This window comes from Bacillus sp. FSL W7-1582 (genome assembly GCF_038593325.1).
Lineage (GTDB): Bacteria > Bacillota > Bacilli > Bacillales > Bacillaceae > Bacillus > Bacillus altitudinis.
Genome location: NZ_CP151987.1, coordinates 417806 through 442474, shown reverse-complemented (window position 1 = coordinate 442474; position 24669 = coordinate 417806). Strand labels below are relative to the sequence as shown.

Genomic DNA, 24669 nt, shown 5'->3' with positions numbered 1-24669 from the left:
GTTTATCCGTTCAACCAGTTCAAGGCATAAAGTTGGTGAGATTCGCTCAAGCTAGTTTCAAATGCTTTACTTTTAGGTTGCTTCTCTGTAAGATCATATGTTGTAAATACCAACAAGAAAAGTGGGGAATAAAATGAAAAAAATGTTCTTTGCCATTATTTTAGGCGCTTGTGTTGCATTGATCACAGCATGTGGATCAGCTGCAAACGACAGCGCAAATAAACAATCTGGGTCTAAGGAATCAGGTGACCTTTGGAAGTCCATTCAGGATAAAGGCGTATTAACCATCGGTACAGAAGGTACATATGCTCCTTTCACCTTCCATGACAAAAAGACAGATAAATTAACTGGCTATGATGTCGAGGTCATCACAGAAGTCGCAAAACGTCTTGACTTAAAACCAGAATTCAAAGAAACACAATGGGACAGCATGTTTGCTGGTCTGAATTCAAAACGTTTTGATGTGGTAGCGAACCAAGTTGGTAAAACTGGACGTGAAAATCAATATGATTTCTCTGATAAATACACAACATCTCAAGCCATTGTTGTGACAAAATCAGATAACAATGACATCAAGAAACTTTCTGATGTGAAAGGCAAAAAAGCAGCACAATCATTAACAAGTAACTATAACAAATTAGCTACAGATGCTGGCGCTAAAATTGAAGGGGTTGAAGGTCTTGCACAATCCATTCAATTGATTCAGCAAGGGCGTGCTGATTTGACGTTCAATGACAAATTGGCTGTCTTGAATTACTTGAAAACAAGCGGTAACAAAAACCTAAAAGTTGCATTTGAAACAGGAGATCCACAAGAAACGTATTTTGCCTTCAGAAAAGGCAGCGGCGAAGTCGTTGACAAAGTGAATGGCGCACTAAAAGAAATGAAGAAAGATGGTACACTCGCTAAGATTTCTAAGAAATGGTTTGGTGAAGATGTTACAAAATAATATCCTCGGAGTCGTCATTCCGTGGGATCTTCTTCAGCAATCTTTTTGGCCAATGGTGATGCAGGGAATTTATTATACAATTCCCCTCGCCATCATTGCTTTTATCATTGGTCTTTTTATTGCGCTTGTGACAGCTCTTGCTAGAATGTCTAAAATCAAAGCGCTCAGATGGATTTTTTCTATCTATGTGTCGGCTGTTCGCGGAACGCCGCTTTTTGTGCAATTGTTTATTATTTTCTATTTCTTTCCGACATTTAATATCACACTTGATCCATATCCAAGTGCTATCATCGCTTTTTCTTTAAACGTAGGTGCGTATGCTTCGGAAATTATTCGTGCATCCGTCCTATCTGTTCCAAAAGGACAATGGGAAGCGGGATATTCGATTGGGATGACCCATCGCAAAACGCTCGTCCGCGTGATTTTACCGCAGGCAGTGCGTGTATCGATTCCGCCGCTGTCTAATTCATTCATCAGTTTGGTGAAAGATACATCGCTTGCCTCCCAAATCCTCGTGGCAGAGATGTTCCGTAAATCACAAGAAATTGCTGCGGCGAACTTGGATCAAATTTTATTTATTTATATGGAAGCAGCCCTGATCTATTGGGTATTCTGCTTCATTCTATCGCTCGTTCAACACCAAATTGAAAAACGACTTGATCGATATGTCGCAAGGTAAGGAGGGAACGACATGCTAACAGTCAAAGGCTTAAACAAATCCTTTGGTGAAAATGAGATTTTAAAGTCGATTGATTTTACGATCAACAAAGGGCAGGTTGTGGCGATTCTTGGTCCATCAGGTTCAGGAAAAACAACGATGCTTCGCTGTTTAAATGCACTTGAAATTCCAAATGCCGGCTCCTTTACCTTCGATGATTTCTCGATTGATTTTTCTAAAAAAAATAAACAAGCTGATTTGCTCAAGCTTCGCCGGAAGTCAGGCATGGTGTTTCAAGATTATCATCTGTTCCCACATCGCACTGTTCTTGAGAATGTGATGGAAGGTCCAGTCCAAGTCCAGCGCCGTCCGAAAGAAGCGGTGCGAAAAGAAGCGATTCAGCTTCTGCAAAAGGTAGGACTTGAGGATAAAAAAGATTTGTATCCCTTCCAGCTGTCAGGCGGTCAAAAGCAGCGTGTCGGCATTGCCCGTGCACTTGCCATTCAGCCAGAGCTTATGCTTTTTGATGAACCAACCTCTGCGCTTGATCCTGAGCTTGTCGGGGAAGTCTTAAAGGTCATGAAGGATTTAGCGAAAGAAGGCTGGACGATGGCGGTTGTCACACATGAAATCAAGTTTGCCCAAGAAGTGGCGGACGAAGTGATTTTTATTGATGGCGGCGTCATCGTCGAACAAGGTCCTCCGGAAGAAATCTTCAAACGACCAAAGGAAGAACGAACAAAACAATTCTTAAACCGGATTTTGAATCCAGTGTGATCAAAAAGGCTGTTCTCATCATGTGAGAACAGCCTTTTTTATATCTCTTTTTGCAGCCGCAGCGCTAGTAAATCTTGCAGGAGCAGTCTCGCTCCCTCTGGGCTGACAACTACTCCGCCTGACAACGCCTTATTGGAACAGGTGACTTGCCCTGTAACGATACAAGGCTTATCCTGCCAATAAGGCTTTATCACAATGTGACTTTCTTCTTGATAGATTTCAATAAAATCTTGTGGGTGAATTTTCAACCGTTTTCTTATATCTGTCGGCAGGACAATTCTTCCAACGTTATCTATAGATCTTACATAGTCTTGATTTAACAAATTGACCCCCTCCTGCATCTCTAGATATAGGCAATTCCCTCTTTTTCTTGGAATGAAGCGCTCCAATCGGTTAGGGAAAGGATAAGTTGCAGGCTGATTCAGTGGCTAAACACGCTTCCCATATATAATATATCTGTTTGGAGCAGGACCAATGAAAGAAAAAGGATAACATGTAGTGAGCACAAGTTCTTCCTTTTCCTGTTGTAGTGTAATAATACTTTGATCATCTTTTTTCACAATCTTTGTTTTCTCAATTTCATAGGTGAATCGTCCGTATGAAAGCTCTATGACAAGTTGATCCCCTTTCACAAGTTCTCCTGTTCGTCTAAACACAGTATCACGATGCCCAGATAAAACGATTTGTCCCTGTTCGTTAGGAAAATAGCTCTCGTGATAATGACCCACTCCCTTTGCCAAATCCTCCGCCGCTGTTCCTTCTACAATTGGTAACTCAGCGTTTAACTTTGGAATGTGCAAGAGCCCAATGGTTTCACCAGCCTCCGGCACAAAAGAGGAATCCATTTTCCCCTTTTGCTGGATGGCTGCTTGCGCAGACTGGAATGATTGATCTACTTGTCTTTGTCCATCAACGATTCTCGTATATCCTACAATCACAAGACAAATACCTGCTGTAATCAATAGAGCTGAGATGATTTTTTGAAACATGGACGATTATCCGTTTCTTTTTCTTCTTTTCCATACAATAAGGGATGCACCTATTAGTACAAGTGCAAATCCTGCTAGTAAAAGGTTGTACATCTCTGTTGCAGTGTTCGGAAGATGATGACCAGGTGTATCCGGTTCTGAATGAGAAGGCTGCTCTGGATTTGCTGGCACCTCTGGCACATGCGGCGGTACTACCGTTGTTGAGTTTTCAGGTTTGTCTGGTTCGTCAACATTATCACCCTTCACAACTGCGATATTTTGAATGGTTTTACCTTCAGATCCTTTCGCAACCTTCGCTTCAAAAGTCACCGTATGCCAGTCCGTGTCTTTGATATCACCAAATTGTCCGGTGACTGTGCCTTTTGTGTAGTCTCCGTTGTCGTCATCTTTTGCATCTGTGACGGCTTGGTCATCTACTTTTAATGATCCTTCGACGTATTCAAGACCTTTTGGTAGTTGATCTGCGATGACTAAATCTTTGATGACACTGTCTTCTACACTATTTTTTGTTTTGATGGTGTAAAGGAGAGTGTCGCCTACTTGTACTTCTTTTTCATTTGTATTGCCTTCTGCTTTTTGAGCAATCTCAGATGTTTTTTCTGATTCAAGCTTTGGATCTCTTGGATCAATGTTTGTTTCGGTTGTTGGCTCATCTGGCGGCGTGTTTTCGCCTGTTACTTTTGCTGTGTTTTGAATGGTTTTATCCGCTTGGCCTTTAGCGACCTTCGCTTCAAACGTCACCGTATGCCAGTCCGTGTCTTTGATATCACCAAATTGACCGGTCACTGTGCCTTTTGTGTAGTCTCCGTTGTCATTATCTTTTGCGTCTGTGACAGCTTGTCCATCTACTTTTAATGACCCTTCGACGTATTCAAGACCTTTTGGCAGTTGATCTGCGATGACTAAATCTTTGATGACACTGTCTTCTACACTATTTTTTGTTTTGATCGTGTAAAGGAGAGTGTCGCCTACCTGAACTTGTTTTTCATTTGTATTGCCTTCTGCTTTTTGAGAGATCTCAGATGTTTTTTCTGATTCAAGCTTTGGATCTCTTGGATCAATGTTTGTTTCCGTTGTCGGCTCATCTGGTGGCGTGTTTTCGCCTGTTACTTTCGCTGTGTTTTGAATGCTTTTACCTGATTGGCCTTTAGCGACTTTCGCTTTAAACGTCACGGTATGCCAGTCTGTATCTTTGATATCACCAAATTCTCCGGTCACTGTGCCTTCTGTGTAGTCTCCGTTGTCGTCATCTTTTGCATCTGTGACGGCTTGGTCATCTACTTTTAATGATCCTTCGACGTATTCAAGACCTTCTGGTAGTTGATCTGAAATCACGAGATTTTCGACGATGCTGTCCTCTTCAAGGTTCTTTGTTTTGATCGTATACAGAAGGGTATCGCCTACCTGTGGTGTTTTTTCATCTGTGTTCCCTTCTGCTTTTTTCTGAATGCTCGCTGTCTTTTCTGATGCTAGTTTTGGTTCACGAGGATAAATTTCTGTATTCGTTGTTGGATCATCTGGCGGTGTGTTTTCACCTGTTACTTCGGCAGTGTTTTGAATATCTTGACCAGCCTGTCCCTTTTCAACTGTGACTTCAAACGTCACGGTATGCCAGTCCGTGTCCTTCACATCACCAAAATAACCTGTGACCTTTCCATCTGTGTAGTCTCCGCTATCGTCGTCTTTCACATCTGTGACAGATTCTCCATCAATTTCAAGAGACCCAGCGACATACGTCAGCCCTTTTGGTAATTGATCTGAGATCACTAGATTTTCCACAAGGCTGTCTTCTATCGTGTTCTTTGTTTTAATTGTATAAAGCAGGGTATCTCCTACTTCTGGATGCTTCTCATCTTTGTTACCTTCTGCTTTTTTCTGTAAGACGGCTGATTTTTCTGATTCAAGCTTTGGATCACGAGGATAGATTTCTGTTTTTGTTGTCGGATCGTCTGGTGGTGTGTTTTCACCTGTGACACTCGCTGTATTTTGAATGTCTTTGCCAGATTGACCTTTTTCAACCGTCACTTCAAATGTCACGGTATGCCAATCTGTATCTTGAACGTCACCAAATTGTCCTGAAATGGTACCATCTGTGAAGTCTCCGTTATCGTCATCCTTTGCGTCAGTGACTGCCTCTCCATCCACTTGAAGTGAATCCGACACATACGCTAATCCTTCCGGCAGTTCGTCTGAGATCACTAAATTTTCAACGAGACTATCTTCTATCGTATTCTTTGTTTTAATCGTATAAAGAAGTGTATCACCGACCTCTGGATGCTTCTCATCTGTATTGCCATCTGCTTTTTTCTGCAAGACGGCTGATTTTTCAGAAGTCAGCTTCGGGTCACGAGGATAGATTTCTATATTCGTTGTCGGCTCGTCTGGCGGTGTGTTGCCGGTTGTGACACTCGCTGTATTTTGAATATCTTTGCCTGCCTGGCCTTTTTCAACTGTGACTTCAAACGTCACGGTATGCCATTTCGTATCTTTCACTTCACCGAGCGTTCCAGTGACAGTTCCATCTGTCATATCACCGTTGTCGCCATCTTTTGCATCTGTGACTGGATTCCCATCTACCTGTAGAGAATTTGGTACATAAGATAATCCTTGAGGTAACTTGTCAGAAATCACAAGGTCTTCTATTACACTATCTTCAACAGCGTTACGGGCTTGAATGGTATACAGCAATGTGTCCCCTACTTCTGGGTGCTTCTCATCTGTATTCCCATCTGCTTTTTTCTGTAAGACTGCTGATTTTTCTGATTCAAGCTTTGGATCACGAGGATAAATTTCTATGTTTGTTGTTGGATTGTCTGGCGGTGTATTTTCCCCTTTGACATTCGCTGTATTTTGAATATCTTTACCCGCTTGCCCTTTTGCTACTTTCGCTTCAAATGTCACGGTGTGCCAATCGGTGTCTTTCACATCACCTATTTGACCTGTCACAGTACCGTTTGTAAAGTCACCTTTGTCTTGATCCTTTGCATCTGTTACGCTTGTGCCATCTACCTTAAGAGAACCAGAAACATAGGTTAAGCTGCTCGGAAGGTTATCTGATATGATCAGATTTTTAAGAATGCCGAATTGCACCGTATTTTTTGCTCTAATTGTATAAAGCAAAGTGTCGCCTACTTCTGGATGCTTTTCATCTGTGTTGCCTTCTGCTTTTTTCTGTAAAGCAACCGATTTTTCTGATTCAAGGTTAGGGGGATATGGATCGAATTCAGGCTTCACCCTTGAAGCTAAGTCGTAAGATAATGAATCACCTGCAGTGCCCATATATGTTGTACTTAATGTTTTCGCATCAAGTGTAAAAAGAGTGGAATGACCAATGGATTCATTTAATCCTGACTGTAATAGCATCTGCCCATTTGGCAAGAAGCTAATTCCCCGCACGCCTCCGTCAATCGTTTTACCATCCGCATTTGTAATCGGAATGACACGAATGACTTCAGCTGTTTCAGGATTCATTTGCGCAACGGCTCCACTGTTATTAGATGCAAACCAAAGATAGCCATCCTTATCGACTACAAGATCTCCGCCAATGTCACCACCAATGCCAGAGCCAGCGTCATAACCGACGATTTTTTTGGACGTTTTTTGACCCGTAACTAAATCGTACGTTCCAAGGAAAGAATCACCATTAGAAAAATAAGAATAAATATATTTATCTTGATGCACAACGGCATTAGTAGCGCCTTCAGGTAGTTTCGTTACGACTTGTGCTTGCCCTGATGTCGCATTTATTTTATATAGAGTAAGGCTAGTGCCATTTGCAGTTGCATACACTACATTTTCTCGATCACTAACAGCAACACCATTCACTGCGCCTATATCGATTCCTTTCACCTCTACACTAGCTTTAACATTTGTTGGATCATTTCCATCGAGTTGCTGAAGAACTAGTGGCCTAGTCCCAATCATATAGGAATCCGTATTGTTCACGACCACTGTTCCAGCAGCTTTTGTAACAGGTGGTGAGACCGTTAATAAATTCCCAGCGATTAGCACCAATATAAGAAATAATTGACTCGTTCTTTTTAATATGTTCATTTTTTGACATCCCCTTTTCCCTGCTTTACATCATAATGGTATGTACCAGTTCACCTCCCACACTTTGGTAAAGAATATCAGTAACATTTCAGAACCCTCAACATGACCAAAAGACTATTTTCGACAAAAATAGCCCTTTGGTCATATAAAGCTTTCGACATCTGATCCATCTATGTTTTTTCCAATAAAACAAGTTTTTTTATCGTGTATCAAATATTTTATCTATCAATAAAAACAGGCCTAACGACGCAATTTACATACAATCTATTCTATTTTATCTTGAATATTCTTTAATTGTATAAAGGTTGTTTTTTTGTCATTTTATATTGAATTTTTTTCTTATTTTCATAAAAATTGGTAATTATTGGTTCGCTTTGTTAAAAAAAACAATTCAAAAGTCTTGCTCCAAAATTTGATGTTTTCTGCTCTTTTTATGGAAAAAATTCTTTTTATCGAGTAAGCGATTACAATTAAGCAAAGCCATTTAAAGGGGCGTGCGAGTATGTTACGATTGAAATCGAGTGTTTAAGAAAGAAGGGAAAGCTTTTGAAGCGGGAACATCTTTTACGTTGGTTTTTTTATTTTGTTGGATTGATTGTACTTGCTTTTGGACTATCGCTGACAGTGAAGGGAAAGATCCTTGGCATTGGGCCGTGGGACGCTTTTCATTATGGACTGTTTCAGCATTTTGGTTTAACCATTGGACAATGGTCGATCATTATTGGTGCACTGATTGTGACACTGACATCTGTTTTCACGAAATCTTTTCCAAAGATCGGCGCCCTGCTCAATATGGTGCTGATCGGCGTGTTTATTGATTTCTTTAATGCAGTATTACCTGCACCACATGGGTATTTACCTGCTTTATATGTGTTTATTACGGGCGTGATTGTGTCTGGGTATGGCGTTGGCATTTATGTCTCAGCCAACCTTGGCGCTGGGCCAAGGGATTCATTAATGTTGCTCATCTCAGCAAAAACGGGGCTGAACGTGCAGTGGGTTCGAAATGGTATTGAGTTAACCGTGCTCCTATTTGCATGGATGCTCGGCGGCCCGATTGGCATTGGAACGATTCTGACGGCCATCTTTACCGGACTCGTCCTTCGCTTTTCATTGCCACAATCGACACGGCTCTTGCAACTGCTCATTACAAAAACAGCGGAGAAACCTGTTCAGACCCTTACCCGATAAGAACAAGCCATTCTACTAAATGAATGGCTTGTTTTGTGCTAAACTAAATAGACGCAATATTCTTAAAACAGGAGATGATCCTCTGATGCAGCTTTTCCATTATCATTACTGGACACCATTTGTTGAGGAGACAGAGAAGGCGTACACCTCATTAGGCTTTGAAGTAAAGGGGCGTTTCGCAAAGGAAGGTTCCTTTCCCCCTCCGCAGACATGGGATGATTTTAGAGAGAAGAAGCCCTCTTTCCGAATCATTGAGATGAGAAAGGGACAGATCAATATCACATTTGGTTATAGTAAAAAAGTCCTTTTTGATCACATCGGCTTTCTAGTGACTGATGATGAATATGATCAGCTGCTGGTACAAGCGCAAAAGAGAAACTGGGCAATCCAGACTGGGGAGCGAAGAACGTTTCTTTCTACACCGATGCGCTTAAGGCTTGAATTGCAGCGGCGGACAGATGTGATTGAAACTGGTGAAGAAGCAATTGCCGAGATGACGATCGCAGTACCTGATTTGACTCATACACCTGCGGTCGATCAGTTGCTGGACGGTTTGACACAACCTATTCATTGGAAAAAGGGAGAACGTCTCTCTTTACTTGAAGTGAAGATGATGGATTCTTCTGGGATGAATACGATTGATCCAAACGGTGTTCATGTCCTCACACAAGGATAAAAAGCAGCGAGATACGCTGCCTTTTTTATGATTGTTTACGGATTGGAATCCAAATCAATGTCACATGATCTGGAGAATGTATCTCTCCATCTAAAGGGTACGTTTCCATCTCCATTCCCCCAGCATGCTCATATCCTGAGGCAGGAAACCATTCTGTGAAAATACGTGTCCATGTTGAATGCACAGCGGTTTCGACAGGCCCCTTTGCCTGAAATACAGCCCACGTACTGGCCGGAATCTGCTCGACTGTCATGGTCGAATCTGGTTGTTCCTCACCTTGCTCAATCCCAATGATATAGTCAAATGTTTCAAGCGTTTCATCAAAATGCGCACATACACCGATATATCCGAGTTCTCCAGCTGCATGAGCCAGTGAATCCGTCCATCCTTCTTGATTGACACGCTTCCAAAAGGCGGGAATATCCTGTTTGTTTTGGCTATTCTTTGTTGTTGTCTTTAGTCTTCTGCCTATGATTGAAAATGAATCCTTTTCCACAATTCGATAATGCATCGGTTCGACTCCTTTTATTTGAAGTTCGAAGGAGAGACGGGGGTAGGCTTTCACTGTATACTCGCCTGTTTTCACTGCTGCCGGTGTATATCCATGATGCCGCTTGAAGGCTTTCGCAAACGACTCTGGGGTTTCATAGCCATACTTCACCGCCGCATCAATGACTTTCACTTGCTTGGTCATGAATTCTTCTGCCGCAAGGGTTAATCGTCTTTTGCGAATATATTCTGCTACTGCAATTCCCGTCAGCATATGGAATAGCCGCTGATAATGAAATTTAGACATACAGGCGGCCTCTGCCACTTCTTCGATCTGCAAAGGCTGATCCAGCCTCTCTTCCATATAATTGATACTATCCATGATCAAGTGAATCATTTTTCCCTCTCCTTCCTTTTCCACTATATCGAGAACCGCCCGCACCTTCCTGTCATTTTGTGCTTTCATTGAACAGGATGTCTGTTTCTCTTTTGCATGTGTTCATCCAATGGTACAATAAATGTAAAAAATCGAGGTCCGTTATGAAGATTTTCGCTATTCAATTACAACCTTTAGATGATAAAAATGCACGAAACCAAATAGAACAGCTGAAGCCTTTTGTGTCACTTGAAAAACGCGCCGCCGCTGAGCGCTTTCGTTTTTTGATCGATGCAAGAAGAACGCTTTTAGGTGAGGTACTGATTCGTCACATCATTCATGAGATGTACGCACTGCCTATGGAACAGATCATTTTTGAAACAGAAGGGAATGGAAAGCCTGTTGTCCGGCAAATTCCTTCTTTTCATTTTAATCTTTCTCACTCTGGTGATTGGGTCGTGGGCGCAGTAGATGATGCGCCTGTTGGCATTGATATTGAAGAGATTAAACCGATTGATTTAGCCATTGCCAAACGATTTTTTTCAGCTGACGAATATCAAGATTTACTCTCACAGCCGACAGACCAGCAGGAAGCCTATTTCTTTCATTTATGGTCCATGAAGGAGGCTTTTATCAAGCTGACAGGGAAGGGAATATCCTATGGTCTTTCATCCTTTACCGCTCGCTTGTCAGAGGATGGACAGGCTACTTTGAGATTACCTGATCACGAAGCCCCTTGCGTTGTCCAAACATATTCACTTGATCCTGCCTACCAAATGGCGGTTTGTACAAGAAAACCCGCTGCGGCTGAGCACGTCGAGATACTCACTTGTGAGAACATGCTGTCACGCCTTAATAACGTGTGATTTGTTGAAGTGATGACTTTAGCAAATCGACGCCTCGTGCGATTTCCTCTTCTTTTACATGCCAAATGTTCAGCTGAAGTATAGGCTCCTTATGATAAGTAGAAATGAAATGGCGGTCGATCGGCTGAACCATCACAGAAGCCTTTTTTAGCTGCTGAATGAGCTGATTCATCGGAATGGACCGGTCGACACGAACGTGGGTATGGGTAGCTGGCTCCTCTTCTCCCAGCTCATAAGCACCTTGATCATTTTTCAAACAGGCCACAAGTTGTTTGGATCGAGCTCTATAGGTCGCCTGCATCCTTTCTCTATGACGCTCAAACATCCCGCTTTTCAAATAAATTTCTAAAGCAGCTTGCGAGAGCATCGAGCTGTCGATATCAATCAGCCGTTTATGTTCACTAAAGGGGCCAATCAGCTCGTTTGGTAAGACGACAGCACCTGTTCTAAGCCCCGGAAAAATGATTTTTGAGAAGCTTTTTAAATAAATGACCTTCCCCGCCCGATCATATGAATAGATCGGGTCTCTTTTTGTATCGAATTCTAAATCAGCCAAATAATCGTCTTCAACGATGTAGACATCATATGCTTCGGCAAGGGCTGCAATCGCTATTTTTTCTTGTTTCGACAGACTCGTTCCAAGCGGGTTTTGAAACCTTGGCATCGTATAGAAAAAGCGAATATCCTCCTCTCTGAAGATACGCTCCAATTCCTGAAGATCGAGTCCTTTTTCCGTCCGCTGAATCCCCCGGACAGGCAGTTGGTTTTTCTCTAAGTATTGGAGGAATAGGTGATATCCTGGCTGTTCGACCAATATGGTCTGTTTTCCATTCGGAAACGGGATGGTGCTTAAAATCGATAAGGCCAGCTGAATACCAGAAGTCATGACGATCTGTTCTGGAGAGGCAAACACTTGATAATCCGTTAAACGCTTTGAAATGATTGGCAGTAAAGATGGTAATCCATTGGTGGTGCCATAGATAAATAAATCATTTTGATACAGATCAATCGCTTGATTGATGCAGTGCTGAAAATCGACATACGGAAACACAATGGGATCAGGCGCAGAGGAAGCAAAATCAATCCATGTGCTGCCCTTCTTAACGGCTGACTGATTGGTTTTCACGACAAAATAGCCACTTCTTTCTACAGAGTACAGCAAGTGTTCACGCTCTAATGTGTCTAGTGCTTTTATGACAGTGCTTTTGCTCACAGCATATTGAGCCGCTAAGTGACGAATGGATGGAATTTTCATTCCAGCATTGTATTCACCGCTCTCGATTTTGTTTTTTATATTCAACACAAGCTGATCATATTTCCTCACAGTACTACCTCCTTGTACCGGTACAGATATCAATAACTCTTATTGTACACTTTACTTGATCCGTTTACGATAAAAAGACAGAACCGGTCGATTCAACTGAAGCATGCATGCTCGTGTAAGGAGAATTCAGATGGATATGTCAAAACAAAAAGCGTATGCTGCTTCGATCGCATACGCCTGTATTATTGGTTTTTCATTCTTGTTTGTCAAAGTAGCCTTAGCATCAGCGAATCCAATTGATGTATTGGGACACCGATTTACTGTTTCTTTCGCAGCGGCTCTTTTGTTATTTCCATTTTTGCGAAAAAAGTATCGTTTTTCCATTCAATGGCGTGATCTCATTTACATTGTGCCATTTTCCTTGCTTTATCCTGTGTTGTTTTTTGCATTTCAAGTGTGGGGGCTGATGTTTACCTCTTCATCAGAGGCCGGCATTATTCAGGCGACCATCCCTATTTTGACAATGGTGCTTGCAGCATGGTGTTTAAAGGAACGTCCTACCTCGATCCAGGTGCTGTTTACCATTCTTTCTGTGTCCGGGGTGATGCTCCTCTTTGTGGTGAAGGGAATTGATGTGAAACATTCTCATCTCATTGGTTATGTGCTGATCTTACTTTCAGCCTTATCATCCAGTGCCTATAGCGTATTTGCCAGGGTGATGACACGGCGGTTCCATGCCATTGAACTGACTTTCATGATGACCTTCTTTGGATTTGTTTTCTTTAATGCTGCTGCTCTCATTCGGCACTCGGTACATGCTACACTACCGCAGTTTTTCAGTCCGTTTACGCAGCCATCCTTTGTATGGTCTATGCTCTTTTTAGGCATTCTCTCATCACTGCTCACAGCGTATTTATCAAACTATGCTCTTTCCCACCTTGAAGCAGCAAAGGTGAGTATCTTTAACAATCTTTCTGCTTTCATTACCATTTCCGCTGGCGTGCTTATTTTACATGAAACGATTGATATGGTTCACCTCATCGGGGCTGTCCTCGTCATTGGCGGAGTGATTGGCGGGAATGTGGTGAGGAAGGGGAATTCAACACAGAAGAACTAGACAAAACTAACATCAAAACCATTTATTGTCTTGTGTTTTTTTGTATAATAAGGAGAGAGAACCTCTCCTTATTATACAAACTAAAATGGACGTGTTATGAGTGCATATATTTATAGTATTTACAAAGATATTGATCCTCAACGAGTTAAGAGGCTATCAACGTAACAGACCTTATTTATATGTGTTATTTGCGATGAACTACATACTAGCACCACTCTTCCTAGGTGGACTGCTTGCATTTTTTATCAAAAACGTATCAATCATCTACATCTCATTTTTCATTTTTTTAACAACGATTCACCTTGATAAAAGTCTTATGCGAATCTTATTTTCTTCAGATAAAAAACAGATGTCCATCCTGAAATTGAATATGGATCAATATATTTTCGGGAAAGATATGAGTAAATTTTTCGGTGTCATGATTGGTTTTATATGCTTTTTTTTAGGTTCTTTCTGCATGACTTTAAACACACATGCTTTGCATCATTCTTTTATTCTTGGAGCCTTAGGCATTAGCTCGTTATTATTCGGATATTTACTTAGATTGAACTTATTATTACTTCTTACTAGACCTAGAGTCTTTTCAATCACACCCATGATTCAATACATCACCACTGGGGTCATTGCTGCTTGGATGTTTTTTGTTTTTAAATTCGAATTATTTTCTATTCCTTTTTCTAACCAATTGGTGCTTACGCTTGCTGCTTTGATCTTTCTTACTAGTCTTATTTTATTAATCAATTGGAAAAAGAACATTAGATATTCGCCTATCTTCCATTCAGAGGAGAAGGATAGACATCATCAAAACACAACATCAAGATCTTTCAATCATATTTTATTTTTTGAAATCACCCTTCTTTTGAGAAACCCTCCAATACAATGGTCGGTTTTACTATTTATATTAACAATATCTGGTGGTCTATTAACTCTCATTCTGTATGGTGTTCATACAAACCAAATCGAAACAATGAATATAGAAAATGATTTTTTGTTTATTTTTAGTGTTATGTTCCCTATGATTTTTATTTCTAACGCCCTTCAATCTTATGTCTCTTTTGATGTTGATGGTCCCATTATTCCTTTAAAACATAGGTTACCTCACTTTATAAAGAACAAAATAAACTCTAAGTTGATATTATCCGTTCTATTACATATGTTTTTTTGTACTGTATATACTATCTTTTCTACTTTTACAATAAATGTAGATCACCCCTTTTATGTGATATTTACTTTGTTAGTTAGTAGCGTTTTAATAGGCGTATGCACAGTTGGTTCTACTGTTCTATTTCCTTATTTTAAATGGGAGTATGTGTATCAAGTTCCTAGCACACTGAGCAAATTAACATTAAACCTTTGCTTCAGTTTCATTTTAGGCTTATCCGTTATGTCCTCATATAACCTAGCCTCTTTTATTGCGGCAAATACGATCATGATTGTTTGTACAGTGATCATCATCGTCATCATGTTTTTATTTTGGGATAAAACGATTAACAAAAACTGCAAATCAGTTAAAACATTATTCGAGTGAGGGATTGTATGCTTTCAATTCATGATCTAATCAAGGAATATACAGAGTCCAACTTCAAAATATCAATTCATGAATTACATTTTCATCAAGGCTCAATTGTTGGATTATTAGGCAAAAATGGCGCTGGAAAAACAACCATTCTTGAAATAATCGCGGGGTTGATCTCACCAGATAAAGGTGAATTAATCATACAAAAAGATATAGAAAATGGTTTTTCAACTGTCGGTTACATGGAAGATGATCCAACACTTTTTGAAAACTTAACATGCTTCGAATTGATTAAATATCAATCCATGTTAGTTGAACAACCGTTAAATAAAAAACAGATTCAACATTTATTAGAAAAATATGGGCTTGAAAAACAAGCCCATATTCGCTCTTCTTCTCTATCCCGAGGGATGAGGCAGAGGATTTCTTTTATATTAACCACCTTACACAATCCAGCTATAATCTTATTAGATGAACCATTTACCGGTCTAGACCCAGCAAATATGACTCTTATGAAAAGACATCTAAGAGAATTTAAGGCTCAAAATAAAACGATCATTCTTTCTACGCACATCCTTCAATTTGCCGCTAACTTATGTGACGAGATCCTTTTTATAAATGAAGGACAAATCGTTCATTCAGAAAAAAAACCTTCCGAAGAAACATTTGATGAAGGTCAGCTTGAAAAAAGATTCTTTGAAATGTTATCCTAAATAGCAGTTTCTCTACGTTTAAAATGGTATTCAGCTATAGAAAACAACGGCCCTCGTTTGACGGGGCCGTTGTTTTCTTTTATTGGCTGATGAATTGCCTTTTTGTTGTCTGCTCAATGACATGCCTCATATGTTCTGCGAACTGCTCGAGGTGTGTGTTGATATACATGTGGCCTCCTTCGAAATCAGTGCGTTCGATGGCGTTTGCCCATGTTAGCCAGCCGGCTGCGTCTTCCATGCATTTCTTATCTTGCTTTCCGTTCAATAAATAAACGGGTGATTCGATGATTGTTTTGTCTGTATGCTGGAAGGATTCTAATGCTTGATAGTCGGCACGTAAGGATGGTGTAAAGTAATCCATCATTGGCTTGTTCTCTAACAATTCTTTTGGAATCCCGCCCATTTCAGCGATATGCTGAACAAATGCTTCATTCGATAAATGGGTCAATATTTGTCTTTTTGTTTGCGGTGGCTGAATGGCAGAAATGACAACCGCTGCCGGATCGATGCCTTCCCTTTCTAGCAGCTGAGTCAGCCTGTACACCACAAGCCCGCCCATGGAATGTCCGAACAAAATAAATGGACGGTTTAATTTGCCTGTCAGCCCTTCTTTATACAATTCAGCCAGCCGGTCAATGCTTGTTTCAAGCGGCATGAGGTTCGTTCCATGACCCGGAGGCTCTGCTGCTGTCACTTCGGCCATGTCCTTCAGCTGTTCAAAGAGCGGACGGTAAGAGGCGGAATATCCGCCTGCAAAAGGAAAACAAATAAGCTGAATGAGATCTGATTTTTTTTCAAAGGTTTTAAATAATTGGTTCATACGTCCTTACCCCTTTACGATCGTTTCAAGAATCTGCGCAAGTTGATCTGCCTGCGGTCTTTTCATCATGGTCACATGGTCGCCTTTTATTTGATAATACGAGCACGTTTCTCTCGTGTAAGCTTCCCAATCGGCAAATTTCTTCTGGAAATCTGTGGCGTGATCGCTGCTTTGTATAATATAAAACGGCACAGAGAATGGGTCTTTTTCTAATTCAATGGCTTGTGACATGATGGTATTATGAGTCTGCATTTGCAAGTATTTATCTAAATAGTGATCATTCATAAATTGATGAACGACTTCATCCTTTTCTGCTTCTTTGAGGATTTTCTGCTTCACTTCTTGGAAGCTGAACCCTTGTAATGCTTCTGGTTTGATGCCGACGAGGTTCCCCATACCTAGGACGAGGGCGAGCATTTTCACTTCTTCTTCGTTCATATCGGCATGAAGCGCTTGATCTGCCTCATCTCTTAATACCGGAACCGTATCTAAAATGATCAATCCTTTTGGCGCTTTTCCTGCATGACAGAGTCTCTGATTCATTCCGTAAGCAAGATGTCCGCCCATGGAATGCCCTGCCAAATAATCAATGCCTGGTCGATAGAATGTTTCAATGGCTTCAATAAAAATGGTGACAAGCTCTGTATAATGAAGGAATTGTGGTTCTTCATCCTCATACAAGCCTGGAGACTGCAAGGCGTAAACAGCTCCTTCATGTGTCATGAGCTTGGCCACATCGATATACCCCATCACCGTTCCACCAGCAGGCGGTGCAAAGAAAATTCTCGGTTCAGCCGGATCCCCTTTTTTCAACTCGATCACATAGTCTTTCGGCGCTCTTTCGACAGACTCGCCTGTTTCTGGCACTGTATCCAAATATGCCGCTAACTGTGCTGGCGCTGGGTGCATGAAAATCCATTTCGGATCAACACGGACACCTTTTTCTTTTAATTTGGCAACGGCTTGAATACTCATAATCGAATCTCCGCCTAAATCAAAGAATGAATCATGAATTCCTACTCGTTTGACACCAAGCACTTCACTGAAAGCTGTCACAATCAGCTGCTGTGTTTCTGTTACCGGTTGATCGTCTTCATGTGAGGAAGAGACTGCGTCTGTCGGCTCCGGCAAAGCTTTTTGATCGACCTTCCCATTCGTTGTGACGGGAATTGCGTCAAGTACGATAAAGTAACTTGGAATCATATAGCCTGGCAGGCTTTCCTGTAAAAATGCTTTCCATCCGAGAACAGGCTCTCCCCCATCTGTGACAAGGTAGGCTGCCAGCCGTTTTGAGCTGCCGTACGTTTTAGCAATGACGGTACATTCTTTTACTTGTGGGTGTTTGAGCAGGGCTGTCTCAATTTCTCCACATTCAATTCGGTAGCCTCTAATTTTGACCAAGTTGTCTTTTCGGCCAAGGTATTCAATACTGCCATCAGACCGCCATTTCCCTAGGTCACCGGAACGATACAGTTTGTCCCCTTTTAATGCCGGGAATGGATTGTCAATAAACCGCTCCTTCGTACGCTCTGGGTCATGCAAATATCCTTTTGCCAGCCCTGTTCCGCCGATATAGATTTCTCCTTTGACGCCTGTTGGTACTGGATTGAGATGATCATCAAGTATGACAACCGTTGAGTTGGCGACTGGCACACCGATTGGCACTGATCTTGCATCCTCCGGTACGTGTGTGACTTGATAAGTGGTCGCTAATGTTGTGTTTTCTGTTGGACCGTAAGCATTGATCAGCACACCCTTCATATGTGGCAATGCCTTTCGTGCATGCTCACTAGACATGGCTTCTCCGCCAACGAGTAATGTACGGTATCCAGCCACACTTTTTGGATCATGCTCAATCAGCCGGTTGAATAATGCAGTTGGCAAACAGTTGGCTGTGACTTGATGCGTTTTGATTAAACGAGTTAATTCGTCCATATTCAGAGCAGCATATTTCGGGATCAGAACCAGCTGACCGCCACTTAGCAGCATTCCCCATAATTCAAAGGTAAAGGCATCAAATGCATAATTAGACAGCTGAAGCATTTTATCTTCTGAACCAAGCTCAATATAGTTTGTTTCTTTCACTAAGCGGACCACTCCTGCATGAGGAAGCATCACGCCTTTTGGTGTGCCTGTTGAACCTGAAGTGTAGTTCACATAGGCAAGCTGGTCTTCTCCTACAATCGATTTTTCCCTTTGATACACTGCGCCTGTTTCTGGTAACGGCTTGTCCATTTCAATCTTTGTGCCGCTCAGATCGTCTAAACGATTGATCAGATGCGACTGGGTTAAAATGATATCGCTTTGTGTATCGCGAACGATCAGACCGATGCGGGCATCTGGATACTCAGGTGACATCGGTACATAAGCAGCACCCGACTTGACGATCCCTAGAACTGAGACCATCATGTCAAACGAACGATCAAACAGCATCGGGACAAGTGAACCGGGTCCAACGCCCTTTGACTGTAAATAGGCAGCCAGATTTGTCGCCTTCTCGTCTAAATCTTGATACGTCATATGCTCTTCCATATAAGATACAGCAATCCGGTACGGATCACGCTGCACTTGTTCTTCAAATAATTCTTGCAGCGTACGCTTTGGATAAGGCGTGTCAGTTTGATTTTTCCCTATGATCATGGCATTCTGTTCTGTTTTGTCCATGACGCAAAAGTCAGCGAATGTCCGTTCAGGCTGAGCCGTCATGCCATCTAACAAATTGAGATAATAATTCATCATACGGTGGATCGTTTCTTGCTCAAATAAATCCGTATTATATTCCACATGGATAGACAGCTTGTCCTCCTGCTCAAATACATGCAAGGTGAGATCAAATTTAGAGACGGTATGATGGACCATCACTTGTTCCGATGTCAGTCCTTTTAGGTTGATATCCAGCGAATCAGTGACATACCCCATGGCGACTTGGAAGATCGGTGAACGACTTAGGTCTCTATCCATTGAAAGGTCATCCACAAGCTTGTCGAATGGATAATGCTGATGCTCAAAAGCTTTTAACGTCATTTCTTTCACCTTTGCCAGTAAATCGGTAAAGGTATCGGCTGTTGAAACGTCCTGTCTCAGCGCCAATGTATTGACAAACATGCCGACGAGCTTCTCTGATTGTTCGACATCACGCCCAGCGATCGGCGATCCAACAATGACATCTGTTTGTCCAGACAACTTGTGAAGCAGGACATAATAGGCTGACAACATCGTCATAAATAGTGTTGTCCCTTGCTGCCTCGACAAGGCATGTAAACGACGAACAAGCGGTTCATCTATCACGATTTGCTCTGTAGCCCCATTAAATGTTTGAACCGGCGGACGAGGACGGTCAAACGGGAGCTCTAATACCGGCAACTCTCCTTGTAACGTTTCTAGCCAATAGCTCTGAGCCTCATGGTGGTTCTTTAATTGCTCATTCTCCCAATGAACATAATCGGTCCATTCAATCTCAAGTACAGGTAGCTCAGGCGTTTTCTCTGATAATAGCGCACCATACACGACTTCTAATTCTTGAATAAGCAGGCTGAGCGACCATGCATCGGAAATGATATGATGCTGCGCACAAAGCAAGTAATATTCCTCTTTCCCCATATCAACAATTGTCCACTGTGCAAGCGGTCCCCGTTCTAAGTCATAGATGCGGTTCGCCTCTTGCTGAATCAGCTGTTCCAATCTTCTCGCTCTTGTTTTTTCATTAAATAATGAGAAATTCGCAACGGTTACTGATGGCGGAAGATCTTCACGGATGACTTGAACCGGCTTGCCGCCAATGGTTTGAAATGTTGCGCGAAGTGCTTCATGACGTTTTGTTAAGAGACCGATCGCCTTTGTTAACGTTTGGATGTGTACTTGGCCCATCAGTTTCCAAGCACCTAATATATTGTAATGATGGCTCTTTTCTAATGTAGATAAGAACCAAATTCGCTTTTGAGCATGTGACAGCTCATAGCTTGTTCGTTTTTCCAGCTTTGGAATGCTGGCTTCCTGAATGGCTGGTGCTCCATTGATGTCATCGACCATTTGTGCCAAGTGTGCCAGATTCTTGCTTTCAAATAAGATTTTTAGCGGTGCCTTTATTGAAAACTCATGATTAATACGAGAAATCGTTTGAGTGGCCTTTAATGAATGTCCACCAAGGTCAAAGAATTGATCCTCTTTGTACACACGATCGACTTCTAAAATATCCTCCCATATGGCCGCAAGCACCTGCTCTGTCTTCGTTTCTGGCAATTGCTTTTCAAACGGCTGTGCGTGTTTGTGATGGAACTGTTTGAGGGCTTCGTGATCAATAGAGCCATCTTGTTTTTTCGGTATATCTTCCACTTGCCTGATGTCCCAGTTCCCCTCTATGATGTCTGTGATCTTGTCAGCATCCACTTCTTTGCCTGATTGCACCGTATAGTACAGTTTCTTTTCAAAAAATGGTATTGGTGCTGGTTGAAGATGTTCAGCGATTTCTTGATTCGCCCCATCTAGGCCGATAAATAGATGCGCTTCATTCAGCAGAACACCTAGACATAATGAATGGAGTCCTTGTTTTTTTCCAATAAATTGAAAGCCCTTGCGAACGGTTAGCGCGGCCCCAGTATGCCCCTTAGACAAACCAAGATTATCCCACATGCTGAAATTCAAGGAAATCGCTCTTCTTCCCTCATGATAGGTAAGGGCATGTGCGAGTCCATCTAAAAAGCTGTTTGCCGCAGAATATGCACCAAATGTTGTGCCGCCAAAATAGCCATTCACTGATCCAAAAAAGACGAGTGGAACTGACGGGTCATGCTTGAAGGCTTCTTGCAGCACCCAAGCGCCATCTGCCTTCCCTGAAAGTTCTTTGACGAAATCTTCTTCTGTTGTATGAGCCAATGTGTACGTATCCACATGCTGAAAGTGCTCAGATACATTGCCAGCACCGGCTAAATGAAGCGCTCCTCGGATCGACTGTCCGAAATGCTTTTCTGCTTCATAAATCGCCTGCTCGACGTCACATAAATTCGTCACATCGGCTTGTACATAAAGGACGTCTCCCAGATCTTTAAGTTGTGAGAATGACGCCTCTTTTTCTCTGTCTTCTTCAAGGGATGTCCGTCCAATTAACACGAGCTTCAAGCCAAATTGGAGCATTTGCTTAGACAGTTCAAATCCAATACCGCCAAGCCCGCCAGTCAGCAAGTACAAGCCTTCATATTCTAAAAACCCTTCTGTCTGAGGTGCCGTCATCATATTCACTTTTTCCAGCTTTGGTACGAGGCGCTGGCCATGCCGGTAAGACACTTCTGCTTTCAAATGAATCGCACCTAGTTCGTCCGCAATATGCTTGGCATCCTGTTCCACATTCTCCGCTTCAATATCAAGGTGAGACACTTCTGCCCCTTCCCATTCTTGCGGGATGGTTTTTAATAATCCGGCAAGAGACGTTTTCTCCACATGAAGCTCATCTTGCGGTTTCACCAATTGACCACCTTTTGTGACAACAACGAGACGCATCGGCTCTTTATTTTCTTGTCTCAATGCTTGATACAAATACAAAATGGATTGGCTGGTGCTTGCATTCAGTTCTTTGAACTGCGCAGGGCTCGCAATCATCTCCTTGTCTGACACATTCCACAAGTGAAGCATACGGTCAATTTTTAATTCATCGGCTTCAAGCGCCGCCACAAGCCTGACGTAATCCCCTTTGATTCGAGGGTTCATCTGATACATCCCTTTTGACAGGCGTAAAAATTCATAACCCTTTTTCACAGAAACATAAGGCAGGTTCATTTGTTCAAATTGGGCATAAAGCGATGGATAAAGCCCTTTTTCATCCTCAAATACGAGTACATGATCAGTGGATACCGGCTGAGATGGACCGATATTCTCTTTTACCCAAATACGTTTAAAGAACCAATCTGGGAGGGTTTGTTCATTTTCCGAAGCAAGATCAAGTGCACGTTCAATGTCATGAAACACCCCATCTTTCAGTGCCGCACCTAGTTGAGCACGTTGGATTTTTCCGCTTTCTGTTTTCGGAAATTGGTCTTTTTTCACCGGAATGATATGGTCAGGTTCGATTCCCATTTTGCGAATGATGCTCTCTCTAATCTGCTGAATCATTGTGATTTGATCCTCTATCGAATCCTTCTCCGTGACAAAAAAGACGGCGAGTGTGTCATTACTTGATTCGGGATTGTAAATGCCGTACGCAGCGGCAAAGGTGACTTCAACCCCCTCAACTTCTTCCACAACGGCTTCAATTTCGTAATTCAAATAGTTCGCTCCGTTGATGACGATGATATCCTTTTCCCGTCCTGTGAGGACTAGGCGCCCTTCATGAATAAATCCTAAATCTCCTGTATGAAACCAGCCGTTTTCCGCAAATACTTCTTCATTCGCTTCCTCATTTTGATAGTAGCCCATCATAATCGTTGGACTCTTCACCTGCAAGCGGCCGACTTGATCTTCTGGCAGCACATGGTGATGCTCGTCTACAATCCGAATCCATACAGAAGGGATGGGTGCACCAACTTCTGTAAAGGTCATCTTGTGCGGATGATCGTGCGTCACATATTGAATCTCACTTGTTAATGAGGTCTGATCAATGGTCAGTTGTCCACCCTGATCATCATGACGCATGAATTCTTTTGACTGGACAATGGCTGATGATGTTTCTGACATGCCATAAGCCGGCACCATCGCATGGCGGCTTAATCCATGCGCACCCATGATGTGCATGAAACGCTGCGTCACTTTAGGAACAACTGCTTCGGCGGCGTTCATGATATAGGTCAAGGTGGAGAGATCCCAGCTCCCTTTGCGAATGTCGTCTTCATATTCATTCATCATCGCAAAGGCAAAGTTTGGCGCCCACGTCCTTGTGACACCGTATCTTTCTACCCAATCCAGCCACACCATCGGCCGTTCGATAAATTGATCAATGGATGGACTAATTTGCTGGCAGCCGAGGTACACATCATGTACATGAAACATGACAATGCCCCCTACATGATCAAGCGGCATCCAGTTCATGGATACATCCTCATGCGTGAAACCATTTGCCTGCTCAAAGGAAATGATTCTAGATAAAATGCTTTGATGGTTGTGCCGGATACACTTTGGCACACCCGTACTTCCTGAGGACAGCAGCTGAAGCACAGGCTCATCCGGCTCTGGCTCATAATGCTGTTCATCTGGATCACAGGCAAGTAATGTTTCGATTGTTAAAATCGGAATCGCTTTTGATTCAAATGTTTCACGCAGTCCTGCAATGTCCTCAGCACTCGCTTCGTTTGTAATAATGAATGGCTCATTTTGCAGCTGAAACACGCCCTTGAGCTTGTTCACACCTTGATTCATTTCATCATACACAGGCGGTACAGAGACTGGGGTTGGAATGATTCCACCGAGAATACAGCCCCAGAATACCGTGATAAAATCTTGATGATCTTTCAATTGAAGCAGCACTTGATCGCCGTTTGAAAGTCCGGCTGCCCTTAATCCAGATAGGACACGTTCCGCTCCTGTGAGCAATTCCGGGTAAGTCTGGATCACCTCATGACCGCCTTCTTTGAGATACGTGACTCCGCGATTTGTTGACATAAAGGCGGCTCGGATCAGTACCTCTGTCAATGTGACTGGTGTACCTGGTTTTCTAATCACATCACCTCCATAAACAAGAGCTGGTGGTTTTTCTTGTACGGAGGATTGTATGGTTTGGCTGACTTCATCTTTTGAAAACGATTCGTTTCCATTTGTACGCTGTCTATCCGGGAAGAGGTCATCTAAATGATAGGGTGTTTGTTTTTCTGTCTGACTCTCTATCAAAACAGCTGCTTCCTCTACTCCATCTATGGCTTTCGTGCGCTCTTCTATCTTTCTTCGTTCCTCTTCATCTAGTACATCAATGGCAAGCAGCGCCTCGGTATCGACCGCTCCACTTTCTTTTCGCGGCAAGGAAGGGACGAGGACGAGCGCGGCTGGCACTTCATCAGGATGAAGCGGGCCTCTCATCAAATCCTCTCTTGTCAACGAAGGGTCCTTCGCTTGTGCAAAAAGCACAAGCGATAGGCCTCCTTCTTGATTTTTCTTCGGGATGAGCGCACATTCCTTTAGTGGAAAGTGAAGCATGAAGACTTTCTCTAATGCTTTGAGATCGATTCGTTTTCCATTGATCCTGACAATATGATTTGCTGCATTTCCTTTTCGTCTACTAACTAGCATTCTTCTTCTC

16 protein-coding genes are annotated in these 24669 nt (G+C 42.3%); 9 read left to right on the top strand and 7 right to left on the bottom strand.

The annotated features are described in order from the left end of the window. The first annotated feature begins 133 nt into the window (after positions 1-133). The 3 genes from tcyA to NSQ11_RS02155 are packed head-to-tail and all read left to right on the top strand — an operon-like array spanning position 134 to position 2384. Positions 134-949: a cystine ABC transporter substrate-binding lipoprotein TcyA gene (tcyA, locus tag NSQ11_RS02165; protein WP_007498178.1), complete on the top strand. Its 816-nt coding sequence runs from the start codon at positions 134-136 to the stop codon at positions 947-949. Next, positions 936-1628 (top strand): amino acid ABC transporter permease, encoded by a 693-nt coding sequence (locus NSQ11_RS02160; protein WP_008347286.1) that lies wholly within the window; start codon positions 936-938, stop codon positions 1626-1628. The genes tcyA and NSQ11_RS02160 overlap by 14 nt, the downstream gene beginning before the upstream one ends. A 12-nt stretch (positions 1629-1640) precedes the next feature. Continuing rightward, positions 1641-2384: an amino acid ABC transporter ATP-binding protein gene (locus NSQ11_RS02155; protein ID WP_007498183.1), complete on the top strand. Its 744-nt coding sequence runs from the start codon at positions 1641-1643 to the stop codon at positions 2382-2384. 38 nt (positions 2385-2422) lie between these two features. Here NSQ11_RS02155 and NSQ11_RS02150 read toward each other — a convergent pair whose 3' ends face one another. From NSQ11_RS02150 to NSQ11_RS02140, 3 genes are all read right to left on the bottom strand, one after another. Continuing rightward, on the bottom strand, positions 2423-2707 hold the full coding sequence (locus tag NSQ11_RS02150; protein WP_144610440.1) for an AbrB/MazE/SpoVT family DNA-binding domain-containing protein: 285 nt from the start codon (positions 2705-2707) through the stop codon (positions 2423-2425). 105 nt (positions 2708-2812) lie between these two features. Further along, positions 2813-3373, bottom strand: coding sequence for a class D sortase (locus NSQ11_RS02145; protein ID WP_035390478.1), 561 nt, complete (start codon positions 3371-3373; stop codon positions 2813-2815). A 6-nt stretch (positions 3374-3379) separates the two neighbouring features. Beyond that, positions 3380-7426, bottom strand: a complete 4047-nt coding sequence (locus NSQ11_RS02140) for an isopeptide-forming domain-containing fimbrial protein (RefSeq protein ID WP_342501234.1) — start codon at positions 7424-7426, stop codon at positions 3380-3382. 546 nt (positions 7427-7972) lie between these two features. On the opposite strand from NSQ11_RS02140, the gene NSQ11_RS02135 reads away from it, so the two are divergent. Then, the gene (locus tag NSQ11_RS02135) at positions 7973-8617 is read left to right on the top strand and encodes a YitT family protein (RefSeq protein WP_007498187.1); all 645 of its coding nucleotides are present in this window, start codon (positions 7973-7975) and stop codon (positions 8615-8617) included. An 85-nt stretch (positions 8618-8702) separates the two neighbouring features. After that, entirely contained in the window at positions 8703-9293 is a 591-nt protein-coding gene (locus NSQ11_RS02130) for a hypothetical protein (protein WP_144740468.1), read from the top strand. A 25-nt stretch (positions 9294-9318) separates the two neighbouring features. Here the strand turns inward: NSQ11_RS02130 and NSQ11_RS02125 are convergent, their stop codons facing one another. Next, a complete protein-coding gene (locus NSQ11_RS02125) occupies positions 9319-10179 on the bottom strand; it encodes an effector binding domain-containing protein (RefSeq protein WP_050826941.1) in 861 nt (286 codons plus the stop codon). A gap of 143 nt (positions 10180-10322) precedes the next feature. Here NSQ11_RS02125 and NSQ11_RS02120 point away from each other — a divergent pair, with 143 nt between their 5' ends. Continuing rightward, entirely contained in the window at positions 10323-11024 is a 702-nt protein-coding gene (locus NSQ11_RS02120; RefSeq protein WP_129548088.1) for a 4'-phosphopantetheinyl transferase superfamily protein, read from the top strand. On the opposite strand, the gene NSQ11_RS02115 is transcribed toward NSQ11_RS02120, so the two are convergent. After that, a complete protein-coding gene (locus tag NSQ11_RS02115; protein ID WP_144740471.1) occupies positions 11011-12348 on the bottom strand; it encodes a PLP-dependent aminotransferase family protein in 1338 nt (445 codons plus the stop codon). The genes NSQ11_RS02120 and NSQ11_RS02115 overlap by 14 nt on opposite strands. Positions 12349-12478: 130 nt before the next feature. On the opposite strand from NSQ11_RS02115, the gene NSQ11_RS02110 reads away from it, so the two are divergent. From NSQ11_RS02110 to NSQ11_RS02100, 3 genes are all read left to right on the top strand, one after another. Next, on the top strand, positions 12479-13405 hold the full coding sequence (locus NSQ11_RS02110; protein ID WP_342501233.1) for a DMT family transporter: 927 nt from the start codon (positions 12479-12481) through the stop codon (positions 13403-13405). Between the two features lie 193 nt (positions 13406-13598). After that, entirely contained in the window at positions 13599-14933 is a 1335-nt protein-coding gene (locus tag NSQ11_RS02105; protein ID WP_234884869.1) for a hypothetical protein, read from the top strand. Between the two features lie 8 nt (positions 14934-14941). After that, complete coding sequence (locus tag NSQ11_RS02100) at positions 14942-15634, top strand: ABC transporter ATP-binding protein (RefSeq protein ID WP_007498206.1); 693 nt, start codon at positions 14942-14944, stop codon at positions 15632-15634. Between the two features lie 79 nt (positions 15635-15713). Here the strand turns inward: NSQ11_RS02100 and NSQ11_RS02095 are convergent, their stop codons facing one another. Both NSQ11_RS02095 and NSQ11_RS02090 read right to left on the bottom strand, forming a co-directional pair. Next, positions 15714-16454, bottom strand: coding sequence for an alpha/beta fold hydrolase (locus NSQ11_RS02095; RefSeq protein ID WP_342501232.1), 741 nt, complete (start codon positions 16452-16454; stop codon positions 15714-15716). A 6-nt stretch (positions 16455-16460) separates the two neighbouring features. Continuing rightward, positions 16461-24659 (bottom strand): amino acid adenylation domain-containing protein, encoded by an 8199-nt coding sequence (locus tag NSQ11_RS02090; RefSeq protein ID WP_342501231.1) that lies wholly within the window; start codon positions 24657-24659, stop codon positions 16461-16463. Positions 24660-24669 lie beyond the last annotated feature (10 nt).